Genomic DNA, 17,285 nt, shown 5'->3' with positions numbered 1-17,285 from the left:
CCCGACACCGTGTGGATCAACAAACCAGCAGCTCAACCCGCAGATCTACAGAACACCTGACCACGAAAACGTCTCACTTGACTTGACAGGTTCCGACCTTGGCCTCTCCGGCGAGGACCTCGCCGAGGATCAGCTCTCCGCCGAGCAGGTCCTGAATGATCAAGACAGTCACCCCGCATTGACCACGGGCTGGGTTGCCGGTGTGCCAATCCTGCACATCGTGCGGGTCACAGGTATCCGCTCCCCAGCCGCCGCGCAGTACCGGCCGCAGCATCTCCAGGTCAATCGCGGGAGGGACTGATCGTTGGTCGCGCGCTTCAGACGTCACCCAGGAAGGGTCAGCCCTCGACCGGGTCGAGAGTCAAGGGATACCCCGCCTCGGGTCCTGGCCGGCCGAATGGCGCCACTAGCGGGCGCGCTCATCTGGCATCCCTCTGTGTCAAGGGGCGGCGAGTAGTGGTGTTCTAGGCAGTTGTTCGGCGGGTCCGGGAAGTGACTGTTCCGAAGTGTCGACCATGGGGATTGGGTCGACCGCGCTGGATTGAAGAGTCGTCCCCACGTGTCCTCCCGGGCCCGTCCTCGCAAAGACGGCGTCTTTGATCATCTGCTTGTAGACGGCGTCGGACAGGCGTCGTTTCAGGCAGCGTATGGCTTCCATCGGGGTCTTGCCGGCGGCGAGTTTGCGCCGGTAGTACGCGCGACCTTCGGTGTCGTGCCGCATCTGGACGATCGCCATGATGTGCAGTACCCGGTTGATGCGCCGGTTCCCGGCCCGGGACAGCCGGTGGCGTTTCTGGTCGCCGGACGAGGCGTTCAGCGGTGCGGTGCCGTTCCAGGAGGCGAAGTGGCCGCGGTTGGGCGTCAACGGGATGTTGGTTCGGTGCTTACCGACGTCCCGGTCATCTAGTGGTTTGAGCACTCGCAGTCGGCGTTGAAGCACCTGTAACAACGAGGCTTGTCCCAGCAGTGCCAGCACGCGTCACAGGTGGCATCGTTGGTACGCAAAGTGTGGTGCGCCACGGCATGCTCGTTCGTAGGATCAACTGGATCATGACAGGTCTCGCAGGTTCCCACTTCGGCGATCTCACGTCCAGTCACAGTGTCCACCCTGCCATCTCCGGCCTGCCAATTGCCATACGACTCGGAAGGGTAACTGAGGTGGAGACGATCGACTCAACCCAGTGCTGACGCTGCCAAGTTGGTCATCAGACCTGCTTCGACAGACATAACAACGGTGACAAGCGTTGCTACCATCCGGCTCACCTTGCTCTCAGGACTCATTGCCGATACGGACACTGAGACAAGGGTTGAGATGCAAGCCAAACTAAGGAAAATCAGCACCACGGCCCAGTGGGTCAACACCGGGTTCAACCGACCGGCTCCATGATCAATGGTAGCCATGTCCGGCACATGCCGTCTCCTCCGTTCGGCTCGTTAGACGTCGAGGCGGCCTTGACGCTCACTCACACTGCCCTTGAGTCGATGACGGGTGCGGCAGCGTGCGCCTCGTGCGGGCAGGCTACCGGCCTGCCGCTTCACTCCTGACCGCATAGGGTCGCAGAGGCTCCGCTGCTCAAGGGCGACCGGTTTGTGGCCGTCGCCTGCGACGCGAAGCGCCTTTGACGGTGGAGGGGTGGCCGGACACCATGCGCGCCGCCGCACCCGGAGCTCGACGACCGTGACGCGCTCTGCGGCCGGACGCGGGCAGCTGGTGCACGTCGTCCAGGCCGTGCCGGTCGGCCGCCGGCCAAATCTTCCCACCCTCATAACCCACGGCTTGTCTGTGGTCGGCGCGGCCCGACTCCGCTACTCCACGCCAGCCGACGGGCTGCCTGCGTGTCCGGGCCAAAGCGCCTGAGGTAACGCCGCCCGCTCGACCATGTCCGCTAACCTACGATCGCGACTGTGGTGGCAGCGAGCCGCCGCCCCTGACCACGACGCGCGATGCTGGGTGAGGGCGAGGGTGCCGCTGGCACTCAGCAGTGTGTGCCCGTATCCATCCCGGTCAGCGGCAAGGTGACCTCGGCAAGGCGACCGGCGTCGTCCCAGGTGCAGACGCGCCCCGTCTTGTCGGCGGTGCGCAGGGCCTCCCTGTCGGGCAGCCAGACTGCGGAGGTGATGCCGGTGGTATGCCCGATGGTGAGGTGCCGTGTTCGTGACGCGCCGGTTAGGGCCCAGCGCGTCGTCGTCACTGCCGGGGTGGGTGGTAACTCGTGTAGCGCGGTGTGGGCCAGTGCCACGGCCAGTTTGGGGTCCTGCCGGCGCACCTGTTGTGCCAACTCGGCAATCCGCTCGGACTGTCGGACGCGGTCCTGGTGATCGAACTCTTGAGAGGCGTCGAGCAGGCGTCGGGCTGCGGTGGAGAGGGGCACCTCGGCTGCGAGCGCGAGGGCATCGGCGAGCGTTCGGCCGCGCAAGAGGTCGTCTGTGTGTGGGTCCGCTTGCCATGCTGCCGCTCGGTGCTCGAGTCGGGTGATGCGGTGCAGGCGTTCCTCGTTGGCGCTGATCAAAGAGGCTAGTCGTCGCCACTGGCGGAACAGGGCGTCGTGGGTCAATTCAAGGCAAGTGCCGTCCTCGACGTCGATGATCAGACGGGCTGCCCTGAACTCCTCAAGGATGCGAGCTGCGGTGGTATCGAGGTCAGATCGTTCGATCGTCCTTCGTACGGTTTCCTTACCTTCCATAGCGATGCCACGCAGCAGAGCAGAGTCGACGGCGTGTTCGGGGTACCGATCGGTGAGGGATTCGTAGATCTGCTCGGCGTGAGCTGCGATGGCACCACCCACCTCCCCGGCCTGTTCATACTGGGCCACCGTGATGTGTTGGCGGTCGGATTGCAGGTGCAGGCGTTGCAGCAGGTGGCTGAGCAGGGGAAGCGCATCGCCGACTGTGGCGTCGGCGGTCATGCGGTCGATGAGGTCGTCCTCGAACGTGAGTCCGGCAGCCCGGGCAGGCTCCGCGACGGCCTGTCGGATGCGGGCCGGATCCAGGAGACCGATGGCCACCGGCCGGGTGATGAAGCCGGCCTGCTGATCGGTGAGCCGGCGGCGGAATTCGGGCCGGATCGCCACTAAGCGGGTTGCCAGAAGTTATGTCCGTAACTCGCCCGAGTTGATGTTGTTACCAACGTGAAGACCCCGTCGGGAGTTTGATCGAGTTTCCACACAACGATCATCCCGACGAGGTCTTCGCCAGTATGCGCCCCGCGCACGTGTACGCCAACCTGTCCGACGAGCAGTACGACCAGGTCGTGGATGCCCTGCACCGGCAGTGGCGGGTCGCCGCCCGCGCGGTGATGATCCTGCTGTCCGCCGGCGGGATGCCCGCCGCTGAGATCGGCGCGCTGCTGCACTACGACCCGGCCACCGTCCGGCGGTGGATCACCCGTCACGACCTCGTAGGTCTCGATGGACTGCCTGACCGCCCCCGCTCCGGCCGGCCCCGGCTGGGCAGCCCCGGCCTCGGTGCCCGTATCCGTACCCTGCTCAGCACGCCGAAGGCGTGGACCACCGCCCGGATCTGGCGTGCGTTGGGCCGTCCACCGCTGAGCCTGCGCACCGTCTACCGTCGTGTCCGTGAGCAAGCCCGCTGGTGTCGACCCCGCCTGATCGCCAAGAGCGACCCCAACCACGACACCCTCTGCGCGGACATCCGCGCACAGGTCACGGCCCTGCCCGCCGGGGCGGTCGTCCTCGCCGAGGACGAAACCCACCTCGACCTCCTCGCCCGCGTGCGTGCCTGTTGGATGCCACGAGGTGTCCGCCACCGCATCCTGACCCCGGCACCAACCTGCGCCGTACCCTGCACGGCGCGGTCAACCTGGCCACCGGCGCCTGGCACTACCACGTCTCGGTCAAAACGTGTCGGTGGTGTTCTGCTACTTCCTCGACATGCTGCTGGCCGCCTACCCCGATGCCCCGATCGTGGCGGTGATCTGCGATAACGGCACCACCCACCACAGTGGCATCACCCGCAAATGGCTGACCGAGCATCCCCGCCTGCTACTGATCCAGGGCGCCAAGTACAGCCCTCAGGACAACCCGGTCGAACGCATGTGGGCCGTACTGAAGCAGTACATCGCGAACACCGCCCCAGCCACGATGGCCGACCGGATCCGCCAGGCCCACGCCTTCTTCCGCCACCGCACCCCAGACCAGAACCTCCTCACCACCGCACCCTGGACCTCACCCTGGCTACCCGAGGGTTACGGACAAGACTTCTGGTCAGGCGCTTAGGTCCGTTGTCACGCTGCGCCGCTTGGCGCTGCGGGCCAGCCGGGCCAGCCGGGCCAGCCGGGCCAGCCGGGCCAGCCGGGCCAGCTATACGATAAGTATCACCCGAAAGGGTGATCGATCGGCACGAGTCGTGCGATGCCTCTTACCCTGGATGTGGGAACCAGGACGGGGTAGACGCACCGATCGTGGAGGTCCTATGGCGACGAGGGCGGCGGCAGAACCGGGACGGAGCACTCTTTCGTCCTGGGCTGCCGGGCAGCGGAAGCTACGGCCGCAACGGTTCACCCCGTCCGCGGGCGGACTGCGGTTCGCGTTCTATGGACGGATGTCCACCGTCGACTTTCAGGATCGGGCGTCGTCGTGCCGGTGGCAGCGTGGCTACGCCGAAGACTTGGTCGCCGGTCATGGCCGAATCGTGGTGGAGTTCTTCGACGAGGGCGTCTCCCGCCGTGCGCCTTGGCCGGACCGGCCGCAGGCGTCACGGCTGCTCGACGCCGTGATGGACTCGGCACGCGGATTCGACGCGGTCGTCGTCGGGGAGTACGAACGCGCCTTCCACGGCCAACAGCTTGAACAGTTGACCCCTACCCTCGTTCGGCACGGCGTGCAGCTGTGGCTGCCGGAAACCTATGGGCCGGTGGACTTCAACAACCCGCGGCAGCTGGCGTTGCTGGACCTGCTCGGCGTGCACTCCCAGCGGGAGGTGTCCCGAGCCCGGCATCGCACGACCGCGGCCATGCGCGCTCAGGCCGAGTTGCAGGGTCGACATCTCGGCGGCCGGCCACCCTACGGCTACCGGCTCGCCGACGCCGGCCCTCATCCGAACCGCGCCCACGCCGCCTGGGGACGGCGCCTGCACCGCTTGGAGCCCGACCCTGCCACCGCACCCCACGTCCGGTGGATCTTCGAGCAGCGGCTTGCTGGCCGGAGCGTGGCCAGCATCGCCCGCGCCCTCAACGACAACGGCGTCCCGTGCCCGTCCGGCGCCGACCCAGCGCGTAACCCCCACCGCAGCGGCCGCCAATGGATGCTCACCACTGTCGCGGCGATCCTGGCCAACCCCCGCTACACCGGGCGGCAGGTCTGGAACCGTCAACGGACCGACCGTGATGCCCTCCCTGACAAGGGAGCCTTCGATCGACACCATGAGATTCAACGGTGGAGCGCCTCCACTGACTGGGTCATCTCCCGCGAGATCGCGCATACTCCGCTGGTCAGCGAAGAACACTTCGTCGCCGTCCAGGCAATCCATACCGCGCCGACCCCAGCCGATGGCATCCCCCGCTGCTACTTGTTGGCCGGAGTGATTTGCTGCGGCGTGTGCGGCCGGATCATGGACTCCCACTGGGTCCACGGCCGCCCCGGCTACCGCTGCCGCCACGGACACACGAGCACCCGCACCAGGACCTCCGCCCAACCGACGATCCTCTACATCCGGGAAGACCACCTGCTCGACCGCATCCGACACGACCGCGGGCTACACCGTCGCCATCCCGCGCTGCGCAGCCCCGACCCGGAAAAGCTGGCCGCCTACTTACGCACCAACAACATGATCATTGTGTGTGACCACCACGCGTGGACCATCGAAGCCGAGACCGCGATCTACCCGCTCACCCCGGCGGGGAGCTTCCTCGCCACGACAGCAAAAATCCCCGCCCAACGGGACGGGGATCACGCAAAACACGAAAAACTGTCACGCTTCGTGTGGAAATAACGTGTCCGAGGGGGGACTTGAACCCCCACGCCCTATACGGGCACTAGCACCTCAAGCTAGCGCGTCTGCCATTCCGCCACCCGGACCTGCTCGTCCAGCCTACCCTGTCGGTCGCCGCCGGCTCACCCGCCGGTCAGCCGCCCCTGGTGGGCCGCACGGGGCCTTACTGTACACGGCCGAGATGGATCATGCACATCGCCGCCCGACCGGCTCAATATCGGGGCATATGCCCTGGTCAGAGGCTTGGGGCGGGAACCACGGGCAGGGCGTCCCGTCGGGTGGGTAGCGTCCGGGCACCGTCTACCGGCAGCATTGCCCACGTGTCACAGCCCTCCCCCCTCGTCGCGGTCCAGCAGCGGGCACTCGCCCTCCGTTCCGCCGGTGATCTGCCGGCCGCCCGCCGGCTGCTGGCCGACACGATCGCCTCGGCCCGGCCCGCGTACGGCGAGGATCACCCGGAGATGCTGGGCACCGCCCACCTGCTGGCGCGGATGCACCGCGAGGCCGACGACCCGGCCGCCGCCCGGCGGGTGTTGGAAGAGGCGTACGCGGCGGGCGAGCGCCGTTGGAACGGTGCCGAGCCGCTGATGCTGGCCATCTCCTTCGACCTCGCGTCGGTGGCCGAGGAGCTGGGCAACCGGCACGAGGCTCGCCGCAACTACACCCGGGTGGCCACCGCCGGGCCCACCGTGCTCGGCGAGCATCACCCCGCGGTACGGGCGGCCCGGCAGTACCTCGGCGGCGGGGCACCTGCGGTTCCGGCGACGCAGCCTCCGACCGTCGCCCAGCCCCGGCCGGTCCCGCCGCCCGGGCCGGTCCCGCCCCGGCACCCGGCGCCGCCCGCCGTCGGGCAACCCGCTGCGCCCAGCACCCCGCCGACGGCCAGCGGCGCGCTCACCGCGCCCACGGTCGGTCTGCCGCAGCAGGGACCGGCCGCATCGCCGCGGCCGCAACCCACGGCGCCGATGCCCCCGCAGCGGACCGCGCCACCGGCGCCCCAGGTTCCGGTCCCGCCCCGGCAGGCGTCCGCGCCGGCGCAGGTGCCAGCCCCACCGCAGATGCCCGCAGCACAGGCACCACCCGCAACGCCGGCGCCCGTTGCGGCCCCGCAGCTTCCGCCCGCACCCCAGGTCGCCGTGCCACACCGTCAGGGGTCCGTGCCGCCGGTACCCCAGGTACCGGCGGCCCGGTCGGCCCCACCCGCACCGCACCCACAGGCGCGACCGGCGCCGCATCCACCCGTGCTGCCCGCGCCCACCCCGCCCCGACCCGGGCCACCGGCGCACGTCGCCGCGGCCACGTCGCCGTGGGCGCCGCCGCACCTTCAGACACCGGCCGTGCCCCCGACGACGCCGCACCGGCCACCCGCGCCGCCGAATACCGGCCCCGCCGCGACGCCGGCCGTGACGCCGCCGACCCCGCGTCCCGCGCCGGCCCGGGCGTCCGTTCCGCCACCCCCCGTCCCCCCGCGGACACAGGTGTCGACCGGTCCGGTGCCCGCGCCTCCGGTCGTGCCACCGCCGCCCCCGGGGCCGACCCGGGCTCCGGCGCTGCCGGCCCCGCCCGCGCAGCCGGTCGACGCAGCGCCGACGCCACACCCGCCTGTTCCGCACCACCAGCCGGCCACCGGTACGCCGGGGCCGGTGCCCACTGGCACCGCCGTGTCGCACGCCCTGCCGCCCGCTCCGGCCCCGTCGGTCGCGCCGCCCGCGCCGCCCGCACCGCCCGCCGAACCGGTGGCCGTGCAGCCACCCCAGCCGGCGGTCCCGAAGGCGAGTGGCTGGGACCGGCCGACCATCCAGGTCCAGCAGATCGGTCCGCTGCTTCGCGAGGAGAGTCAGCGTCAGGCGTCGGCACCACAGGCGGCGACCCGACCAACCGGTGCCCCCGTCAGCGCACCCCCGGTCAGCGCGCCGCAGGCCATCACCAACCCGGTCAGCGCGCCGCCGCACGGCGGGGCACAGTCGCCCGTCAGCGCACCGCCGGCAGCCGCCCGACCGGTGGCCGCACCGCCGGTCGTCAGCGCGCCGCCGGCCACCACCAACCCGGTCAACGCTCCCCCGGTCAGTGCGCCACCCGTGGCCAGCACCCCACCGACACCGGCCCCGAGCCACCCCGTCAGCACACCGCCGGCGCCGAGCCACCCCGTCAGCACCCCGCCGGCACCGAACCACCCGTTGCACAGACCACCGATGCCGCCCGTGGCCAGCACGCCGCCGGCACCCCACTACCCGGTCAGCGCCGCCCCCGTGAGCACCCCGCCGGTCAGCGCGCCGCCGTGGGGGCTGACCGCGCCGCCGTGGAGCAGCGTGGCTCCGCCGCAGCCGCTGACCACACCCCCGGTCGACGACCAACCGGCCGAGGACGACGACGTCACCAGCCCCGCCGACACCGACGGACCCATGGACGAGTCGCTGGTCGCGTACGACGTGCCGGAGCGGGCGGTGGAGAGAACCGACGACCCGTCGCCGGCCCAGGTCGACCAGCCGCCGCAGGAGACATACCCGCCGGTCAGCCCGGTGTACCAGCCGCCGCTGCCGCCGCCGGCGTACCCGATGGAGGAGCCGGCGGAGCGGCGCGGGCGGGGCCGCACCGTGCTGGCCGTCGTGGCGGGTGTCGCGGTGCTGGGCGTCGCAGGCCTGGTCGGCGCGGTGGCGCTGGACCGCGACGATCCCGCCGTCGGGCCGGCCCCGTCGGGGGGTGCGTCGGGCGCGGCGAAGGCGACCGGCGCCCCGCCGGACGACCTGAAGCTGCGCGACGACGGCACGACGGTCACGATCACCTGGTCCGACCCGGCGGGTGGGGGCGTGCCATTCATGGTCGCCGGGGGGCGCGCCGGCAAGGCTCTCGGGGTGATGGCCACCGTCGATCCGGGACAGACGACCTACACGGTGAACGGGCTCAGCGCCACGGTGGACTACTGCTTCACGGTGCTGGCGGTCTACTCCACGGACGCCTTCGCCACGTCGGGCCAGGTCTGCACGGATCGGGAGCGGCGTACCCCGGCGGGCTGAGGGTCGTCCACCTCGCACACGCTCGGTGTCCACAGGTGGACCCAGCGGGTTTCCTCGTGCTGGCCCGGCCCATATGATGTCCCACGGCTCAGGGGAGGGTCGCCGGGGACACGGCGCGCCACCTGGACAGCCAGACGGGGAGGCAGCCGGACGTGGCCACCATCGAGGACGCCGCGAGCACCGTGACCGACACCGGCGCACCGCCACGCCGCTCCCGGATGCGTGGCGGGCTGGTCACCATCGGCACGGTGGGCGCGCTGCTGGCGGCGATGGGGCTGACGGTGCTCGGGCTGGGCGCCGCCGACAACGCGGTGGCCAACTACGACGCCAGCAGCTGGTTGTGGAGCGCGGCGCGCAGCGAGATGGCCCGGGTCAACGGCGTCACCGCGCGGGTCGACACCCGGATGGAGATCCCCGGCGCCCGGCGGCACCCGATGCAGGTCACTCAGACCGACCGGCTGCTGATCCTGCGCGACCTGAACACCGGCCAGGTCAGCTCGCTGGACCTGGCCACCCTGCAGATCACCGCTACCACCCGGACCACCCCCGGCCTCGGCGTCAACGTCGCGCTGCACGAGGACGCCGCGTTCGTCGTCGACGCCGTGCAGGGCATCGTCCGGCAGCTCGACCCGCGCTCGCTCACCCCGGTGGGCGAGCCGGTGCGCTACCCGCCGGGCATCACCGGCGGCGCGTTCGACGGCAAGGGCCGCCTCTGGATCGCGATCCCGAGCGAGGGCACCGTCTCGGCGGTCACCGCGGCGGAGCTGCCCTCCGCCCCCGCCTCGGCCGGGGCCGGCGGCCTCAGCCCGGAGCGGGTCGAGACGTACACCGTGGCGGAACCGAGCCACGAGCTGGTGGTGTCCACCCTGGACGACGGCGTGGCGGTGCTGGACCGCACGTCGGCGTCGCTGGTCACCGTCCGCGCCGGCGAGACCCAGCGGGCCTCGCTGACGATGTCGTCCGCGGGTACCCTGCCGGCCCGTACCAGCGGCCCGGCCGTGCCGGTGACGGTCGGCGGCCAGCGGCGGGTGTACGTCGTCGCCGGCGGCAGCGAGGTACGGCAGTTCACCGTGCCGGGCGCCGGTGACCGGCTCAACGCGGCGGTCGCCTGGGCCGGCCGGTTCTACTGCGCGGACGAGGCCAGCGGTACCGTCTACGCGTTCGACAACGCCGGGCAGCTCGTCGACACCATCCGGGGCAGGGGGATGACCGGCCCGCTGGAGCTCGACGTGCGGGAGAACCACTTGTTCATCAACGCGCCCGACTCGTCGACGGCCCGGGTGGTCGACGACAAGCACCAGGTGCGCGAGGTCAACAAGTACGCCAACGACGTGCTCGGCGGCGACCCGCTGCCGGTCCCCCCGCCACCGCCCCCGCCGAAGAAGCCGAAGGTGGGCAAGCCGAGCGCACCCCGCAGCGTCACCGCGTCCGCCGGCAACGCGCAGGCCCGGGTGACCTGGAAGCCGGCGGCCGCGAACGGCGCCGAGATCATCAGATACGTCGTGGAGGGTGCCGGCCAGCAGCACGAGGTGGGTGCCAACCAGCGGGCGGTGGAGATCACCGGTCTGACCAACGGCGAGACGTACACGTTCTCGGTGCACGCGGTTAACGCCAAGGGTGACGGTCCGGCGCGCCGGAGCAACCCGGTCACGCCGACCGCGGCGGTGCCCGACCCGCCAGCCAGCGTGACCGCCGAGGCCCGGCCCGACGGCACGGTGCTGGTAAAGTGGCCGGCCGCCAACGGCCAGGGCAACACCATCGCGAAGTACGCGGTGACCGCGACCTCGGCCGGCACGAACGCCCCGGCCGGGGAGTCGGCGAAGACGGAGCTGGTGGTTCCGGCCGGTGAGCTGGAGTACGGCACCCAGTACGCCTTCACCGTGGTGTCCGTCAACGACAAGGGCGCCGGCTCGGCGGCCTCACCGGTGAGCAACACCGTGGTGCCGTTCGCCCCGCCGGGGCAGCCGGCCGGCCTGCGGGCGAGCACGGTCGCCGACCAGCCGGGCACCATCGCCGTGCAGTGGTCGCCGGCGCTCGACAACGGCCGCCCGGTGACGAAGTACCTGGTCGACGTCGGGGGGCAGGTCACCGAGGTGACCGACACGCAGACCACCAGGGGTGGGCTGGGCGACGGGCAGAGCGTGACAGTGAAGGTGAAGGCGGTCAACGAGGCCGGCCCCGGCCCGGAGGCCAGCACCACCGCGCGGACGGTCGCCCCGCCCCGGGTGACGGTGACCGGCTCGTCGGCGACCGCCACCGCGGCGACGGTCAGCTTCACGGTCGACGCGGGCGGCGGGCAGGCCACCTGCACGCTGAGCACCGCCGGCGAGACGGCGAAGCCGGGTCCCTGTTCCAGCATCACCATGCCCGGCCTGACCCCGGGGACGGCGTACACGTTCACGGTCACCGCGAGCAACGCGGCCGGCGCGGGCACGGCGACCCGGGCGCAGTCCACCGACCCGCTGTACGGCATCGCGACCTGCAACAACGGGCCGAGCGGCGACCAGCGCACCTACTGCGACGCGGAGGTCGACGGCCGCAACGGCAACGAGGTCTTCTCGGTAACCCGGCAGGACAACAACAAACAGGTCGGCTGGGCCAGACCAGGGACGCGGCTGAAGGCGTACTGCCGGAAGCAGGGCGACAACGTCGACTCCTGGATCTACAACAACCAGAAGCAAAGCACCTGGTGGGTGCAGGTCGAGTACTCCGGGAGGAACTACATCCCGTGGGCCTGGCTCAACCTGGAGGGCGGCGACGACATCAACGTCCTGCCCACCTGCTGACGCCGCATCACCCAGTCGAGGAGCACCACCACCGTGAACAGCAGCCACGAACCGCTCACCCAGCCGGAGGTGCAGGGCTTCGCCGCCCTCGCCGCCCGGCTGGCGGAGAACGTCAACGCGGTCGTGCTGGGTAAACCGCAGGTGGTTCGGCTGGCGTTGACCGCGCTCTTCGCGCAGGGGCACGTCCTGCTGGAGGACGTGCCCGGGGTCGGCAAGACCACCCTGGCCCGGGCCATCGCCGCGACGGTCAAGGGTGAGTGGCGCCGTATCCAGTTCACTCCGGACCTGCTCCCCTCGGACGTCTCCGGGGTGACCATCTTCAACCAGGCCACCCGGGGCTTCGAGTTCCACCCGGGCCCGGTCTTCGCCAACATCGTCATCGCCGACGAGATCAACCGGGCCTCGCCGAAGACGCAGTCGGCGCTGCTGGAGGTGATGGAGGAGCGCACCGTCACCGTGGACGGCGTCCGGCATCCGGTGCCGCAGCCGTTCCTGGTGGTGGCCACGCAGAACCCGGTCGAGATGGATGGCACCTACCGGCTGCCGGAGGCGCAGCTGGACCGCTTCCTGGTGAAGCTGTCGGTGGGCTACCCGGACGAGTCGGTCGAGGTGGAGGTGCTGCGCGGGGCCACCGTCCGCTCCCCCGACCAGCTCAACGCGGTCACCGACACCGCCACCGTCGGGGAGATGGTCCGGATGGCCCGCCGGGTGCACATCGCCGAGCCGCTCTACGCGTACGCGGTCCGGCTGGCCGCCGCGACCCGCAACCACCCGCAGGTACGGGTCGGGGTCAGCCCCCGGGGCGTGATCGCGCTGACCCGCGCGGCGTGCGCGTACGCGCTGATCGACGGCCGGGGCTGGATCATGCCGGAGGACCTGAAGACGCTCACCGAGCCGGTCTTCGCGCACCGGCTGCTGCTCACCCCGGACGCGCAGGTGCGCGGGGTGACCGCCGCGGAGGTGCTGCGCCAGTCGGTCGCGTCGGTGCCGGTGCCGCTGCCGTCGGGCCAGCCGGTCCCGGCGCACGGCTGACGGCCGTTCGCCGATGGGGATCACCACCCGGGGCGTCGGGCTGCTCGTCGCCGCCGTGCTGCTGATCGGCGCCGGTTTCCGCTTCGCGTACCCGGAGTTGGCGCTGCTCGGCGCGGCGGCCGCGGTGGCGGTCGGCTACGCCGTGGTGACCGCGGCCTGGCGGCCCCGGCTGGAGGTCGCCCGCAGCGCCGACCCGGACCGGGTGGCCCGGGGCGAGTCGGCCCACATGGCGGTCACGGTGCGCAACGCCGGGCGGCTGCGGGCGGCGAACCTGCTGGCCGAGGACCGGTGCGGGGCGGCGACGGTGCCCGTGCCGGTGCTGCGGCTGCGTCCCGGGCGGGACACCACGGTCCGGTACGAGGTGCCGACCCGCCGCCGGGGCGTGGTGCCGGTCGGGCCGCTGCGGGTGACCCGGCGCGATCCGCTGGGGCTGGTGGCGCTCTCCCGCCCGTACGGGGCAACGGTGCCGGTCTGGGTGCACCCGCGCATCCACCCGCTGGCCGCGGTGCCGGCCGGCGCGGGGCGCAGCCTGGACGGCCGGCTGGACGGCGTGCCGCACGGGTCGATCACCTTCGACTCGCTGCGCGAGTACGTGGTCGGCGACGAGCTGCGCCGGGTGCACTGGCGCACCAGCGCCCGGGTCGGCGAGCTGATGGTGCGGGAGAACGTGGACACCAGCCTGCCCCGGATCGTGCTGCTGCTGGACAACCGGGCCGCCGCCCACCCGCAGCAGGTGGACGGGGTGGCCGAGTCCTTCGAGTCCGCCTGCGAGGCGGCCGCCTCGGTGGTCACCGCCGCCGTCCGGGACGACCTGCCGGTGGCGCTGGTGCTGGTGGCGCCCGGCGAGGACCGGGCCGGCGAGCCGCCGCTGGACCGGCTGGCCGCGGTGGAGCTGACCGACGGGGACGCCGGGACGCTGCGCACCTCGGCGAGCCGGCTGCGCCAGGACCGGGCCGGCGACACCCTGGTCTTCCTCACCGGCCCGGGTGGCCGGGGCGACCTGGGGCAGGTGGGCGCGCTGCGCGGGGCGTACCCGTCGGTGGTGGTGGCGGTCTTCGGCGCGGACGGGCCGACGCCGGCCGCCGCGGCGGGCCTGGTGGTGCTGGACGTGGCCGACGGGGCCGGGTTCGCCGCGGAGTGGGACGGGGTCCGCCGGTGGTGACGACGCAGGCGCGCCCGACCGCCCCCGGCCCGGCCGCGCCGGGCGACGGTCGCGGCGCGACGGCGCGGCGGGTGCTGCGCGCGGTGCCGGTGCCGGCGGCGCTGGTCGTGCTGACCGCGCTGGCCGGCGTGGTGCTCGGCCGGGTGTACGCGGGCGACCTGCTGACCCGGCTGATGCTCGGCGCGGCGCTCGGCTCGGTGCTGGTCAGCGTGGCCGCCCGGCGGCTGCCGTCCTGGCTGGTGGCGCCGGTGTCGGTGGCCGCGATGGCCGGCTGGACGGCCTTCGCGATGCACCTGGCCGCCCGGCACGCAGACCTGCCGGGCGGCTTCGCGCCGATCGTCGCCGACGCGGCCCGCAACGGCATCCCCCGGCTGCTCACCGCGATGATCCCGGTCGAGCCGGCGCCGGACACCGTGCTGGTGCCCCTGGTGGCGGCCTGGCTGGCCGGGCTGACCGGGGCGGAGGTGGCGCTGCGCGCCGGCCGGACACTGCTCGGTTTCCTGCCGCCGACGCTGCTCTACGCCGGCGCGCTCTACGTGGTGGGGCCGAACGCGGACCCGGCGACCTGGCCGTCGGTGGCATTCGCCGGCGCGGTCGCGCTGGGGCTGGCCTCGTCCGGCCGGCGGGGCGTGCCCGAGGCCACCGACCCGACTGCCGGGCTGGCCCCGTCGGTCCGGGCGGCCGTGCGGGCCCGGCTGGTGGCGGGCACCGCGCTCGGCCTGGCGGTGGTGGTGGGGCTGGCTGCCCTGCTCGGGCCGCTGCTGGCCGCCCGGGTCGACGAGCGGCCGGTGGACCCGCGCCGCTACGTGGAGCCGCCGCGGGTGGAGTCGCTGGACGAGAATCCGCTGATCCGGATCTCCGGCTGGGCGCTCAACCCGGAGCAGAAGCTGCTGGACGTGCGCACGCAGGCGCCGGCCGGGGCGGAGAGCCGGATCCGGCTGGCGGTGCTCAGCGACTACGACGGGGTGACCTGGCGGGTCGGGGCGACCTACCGCAACGCCGGGCGGATCCTGCCCGCCGCGCAGCCCGGTGCCGGGCCGGTGGAGACCGTGCGCCAGGAGATCACGGTGGCCGACCTGACCGGGCGGCTGCTGCCGGCGGTGGCCACCCCGCGCGAGGTCACCGGCGCGCGAGTGGCGTACGACCCGGCGACCGGGACGCTGATCCGCCCGGAGGGGCTGAGCCCGGGGCTGCGCTACACGGTCACCTCGGCCCGGGAGCGGCCGGACGCGAACCTGCTCGCCACCGCCGACGTGCCGGCCGGTGAGCAGGTGGCGCGGGTGTTGCGGGTCGCCGACGGGACGCCGGAGCCGCTGCGCAGGCTCGCCACCCAGCTCGCCGAGGACAACGGCGCCCCGTACGCGCGGGCCGCCGCGATCGAGCAGTTCCTCGCCGAGCACTACCGGGTCGTGGCGGACGCACCGAGCGGGCACGCGTACCCGAACTTGAACTTCTTCCTCTTCGGACCGCGCGGCGGCGGCGGGCAGCGCGGCACGTCGGAACAGTTCGCGGCGGCGTTCGCGGTGCTGGGCCGGCTGACCGGCCTGCCGACCCGGGTGGTGGTGGGCTTCTCCTCGCGCGGCGACGGCCCGGTGCGGGCCGCCGACGCGTTCGCCTGGCCGGAGGTGCTCTTCTCGGGCGTGGGCTGGGTGCCGTTCGACCCGCTGCCCCGCCCGGACTCCGAGCCCCGCCCGGTGGAGGAGGACTTCCGGCCGACGCCGGACGACCCGCCCCCGTCGGAGGTGCCCGAGCCGACCCTGGAACCGACCGCGACCCCGCCGGCGGTGGCCGCACCCGACCGGCCCGCCGGCGACGCGGGCGTGCCGACGCCGGTGCTGGTCGGCGGGACGGTCGCCGGCCTGCTGCTGCTGGTCGGGGCGGCGCCGGCCACGCTGGCGGGGATGCGCCGGGCGCAGTCCCGGGCGCGACGGCAACGGGGTGACCCCGGCGAGCGGGTCGCCGGGGCCTGGCGGGAGGTCACCGACGCGCTGCGGCTGGCGGGCCGGCCGGTCGGCGGCGACCTGGCCGCCACCGAGGTGGCCCTGCGCGCCCGGCAGGCGCTCGCCGACGCCCGCGCCACCACGGCCGGCGGCCCGACCGCCGGGGCCGGCACGGATGTCCGACCGGCGGGGCCCGGCGGGCTTGGCGAGCCGACGGGGCCCCCCGGCCGGGGCGCGAACGCCGGCCTGGGAGCCGGCGCGCCCGACGGCGGCGGGTCAGCGCCGTACGGCCCGGCCCTGACGGCTGCGCCTCGCGCGGCCACAGTGGACGGGCCCGACGTGGACGAGTTGGCCACCCTGCTCAACCAGGTGGCCTTCGCCCCGGGCACGGCGACCCCGGCCCAGGCCGACCGGGCGGCGGCAGTCGCCGAGGAGTACGTGGCCGCCCTGCGCGCTGCCCGCCCCTGGTGGCGCCGCCTCCTCTGGTCGGTCCACCCCGGCCCCCTCCGCTGGCGCCCCTGACCCCGCCCGGCCGCCCATCGTGATTTCGGGCTGCTGGGACGCGAACTTCTTGATCGGGCGGAGCGGCGGGAGGGGGCGAGCGCGGGTCAGGCGCGCAGGCGGCGGACCAGTTTGCGGATGCCGGCCTGCCAGCCGTCGGGATCCTGGGCGCGGCGCAGGGCGTAGCCGGCGACCTCGGGGTGCGGCAGGATGAGGAAACGCTCCTCGGCCAGCCCGGCGACCGCCGCGTCGGCGACCTGGTCGGGGGTGAGCACCGCGCCGGAGGCGGCGATCACCCGGGCGCCCAGGTGACCGGCGGCCAGCCCGTCGGCGAGCATCGGCGTGTCCACCCCCTGCGGGCAGAGCGCGCTGACCCGGACGCCCTGGTCGCGGTAGGTGATCGCCAGCCACTCGGCCAGCCCGACCGCGGCGTGCTTGGTGGCGGTGTACGGGGCGTCCCCCACCGCGGTCAGCACCCCCGCCGCCGAGCAGGTGTGCAGCAGGTAGCCCTCGCCCCGGGCCAGCATCGCCGGCAGCACCGCGCGGGCCGCGTACACGTGGGACAGCACGTTGACCCGCCAGGACCGGTCCCAGTCCGCGTCGTCCGCGTCGACGCCCCCGCCGGTGGCCACGCCCGCGTTGGCGCAGAACAGGTCGATCCGGCCGTACCGTCGCTCGGTGTCGGCGACCAGCTCGCGGACCTGGCCCTCGTCGGCGACGTCCACGACGACGGCCCGGGCGACCGGGCCGATGCCCTCGGCCACCGCGCCGGCGGCGGTGGCGTCCAGGTCGGCCAGCACGAGGGCCGGATGATGGCCCGCAAGCGGAAAGGTTCCGCGAACCGGGCCAAGGCCAAGCAGAAGGTCGCCCGCGCGCACTCCCGGGTGCGGGATGCCCGCCG

The 17,285-nt window shown here is 73.0% G+C and carries 9 protein-coding genes, 1 tRNA gene and 2 pseudogenes; 8 read left to right on the top strand and 4 right to left on the bottom strand.

Translation table 11 applies throughout. The features are described from left to right. A partial coding sequence (locus ABZ807_RS31640) for a hypothetical protein (protein WP_357166252.1) occupies positions 1-301 on the top strand: 301 nt, incomplete at its 5' end. Positions 302-439: 138 nt separating this feature from the next. On the opposite strand, the gene ABZ807_RS31635 is transcribed toward ABZ807_RS31640, so the two are convergent. Both ABZ807_RS31635 and ABZ807_RS31630 read right to left on the bottom strand, forming a co-directional pair. Next, positions 440-976, bottom strand: a complete 537-nt coding sequence (locus ABZ807_RS31635) for a transposase (protein ID WP_357166249.1) — start codon at positions 974-976, stop codon at positions 440-442. A 1,000-nt stretch (positions 977-1,976) separates the two neighbouring features. Further along, positions 1,977-3,071, bottom strand: a complete 1,095-nt coding sequence (locus tag ABZ807_RS31630; RefSeq protein ID WP_357166246.1) for a hypothetical protein — start codon at positions 3,069-3,071, stop codon at positions 1,977-1,979. Positions 3,072-3,196: 125 nt separating this feature from the next. On the opposite strand from ABZ807_RS31630, the pseudogene ABZ807_RS31625 reads away from it, so the two are divergent. Further along, a pseudogene (locus ABZ807_RS31625) lies at positions 3,197-4,235 on the top strand (IS630 family transposase). A gap of 151 nt (positions 4,236-4,386) precedes the next feature. Beyond that, positions 4,387-5,949: a recombinase family protein gene (locus ABZ807_RS31620; protein WP_357166243.1), complete on the top strand. Its 1,563-nt coding sequence runs from the start codon at positions 4,387-4,389 to the stop codon at positions 5,947-5,949. Positions 5,950-5,951: 2 nt separating this feature from the next. On the opposite strand, the gene ABZ807_RS31615 is transcribed toward ABZ807_RS31620, so the two are convergent. Further along, a tRNA-Leu gene (locus ABZ807_RS31615) sits at positions 5,952-6,035 on the bottom strand. Between the two features lie 234 nt (positions 6,036-6,269). Between ABZ807_RS31615 and ABZ807_RS31610 the strand changes: the two genes are divergently transcribed. The 5 genes from ABZ807_RS31610 (at position 6,270) to ABZ807_RS31590 (ending at position 16,405) form a co-directional block, all read left to right on the top strand. Continuing rightward, positions 6,270-8,963, top strand: a complete 2,694-nt coding sequence (locus tag ABZ807_RS31610; RefSeq protein WP_357166241.1) for a tetratricopeptide repeat protein — start codon at positions 6,270-6,272, stop codon at positions 8,961-8,963. A gap of 218 nt (positions 8,964-9,181) precedes the next feature. Next, a complete protein-coding gene (locus ABZ807_RS31605; RefSeq protein ID WP_357166258.1) occupies positions 9,182-11,749 on the top strand; it encodes a fibronectin type III domain-containing protein in 2,568 nt (855 codons plus the stop codon). 33 nt (positions 11,750-11,782) lie between these two features. Further along, positions 11,783-12,781: a MoxR family ATPase gene (locus ABZ807_RS31600; protein ID WP_357166238.1), complete on the top strand. Its 999-nt coding sequence runs from the start codon at positions 11,783-11,785 to the stop codon at positions 12,779-12,781. Between the two features lie 13 nt (positions 12,782-12,794). Continuing rightward, a complete protein-coding gene (locus tag ABZ807_RS31595) occupies positions 12,795-13,943 on the top strand; it encodes a DUF58 domain-containing protein (RefSeq protein ID WP_357166235.1) in 1,149 nt (382 codons plus the stop codon). Positions 13,944-14,014: 71 nt separating this feature from the next. Further along, positions 14,015-16,405, top strand: a complete 2,391-nt coding sequence (locus ABZ807_RS31590) for a transglutaminaseTgpA domain-containing protein (RefSeq protein WP_357166255.1) — start codon at positions 14,015-14,017, stop codon at positions 16,403-16,405. An 86-nt stretch (positions 16,406-16,491) separates the two neighbouring features. On the opposite strand, the pseudogene ABZ807_RS31585 reads toward ABZ807_RS31590, so the two are convergent. Then, a pseudogene (locus ABZ807_RS31585) lies at positions 16,492-17,190 on the bottom strand (SDR family oxidoreductase); the annotation flags it as partial. Positions 17,191-17,285 lie beyond the last annotated feature (95 nt).

It is taken from the genome of Micromonospora sp. NPDC047548 (assembly GCF_040642975.1).
In the GTDB taxonomy this organism is placed as follows: Bacteria; Actinomycetota; Actinomycetes; order Mycobacteriales; family Micromonosporaceae; genus Micromonospora.
The sequence above is the reverse complement of the archived record's forward strand: the minus strand, read 5'-3'. Positions and strand labels throughout refer to the sequence as shown.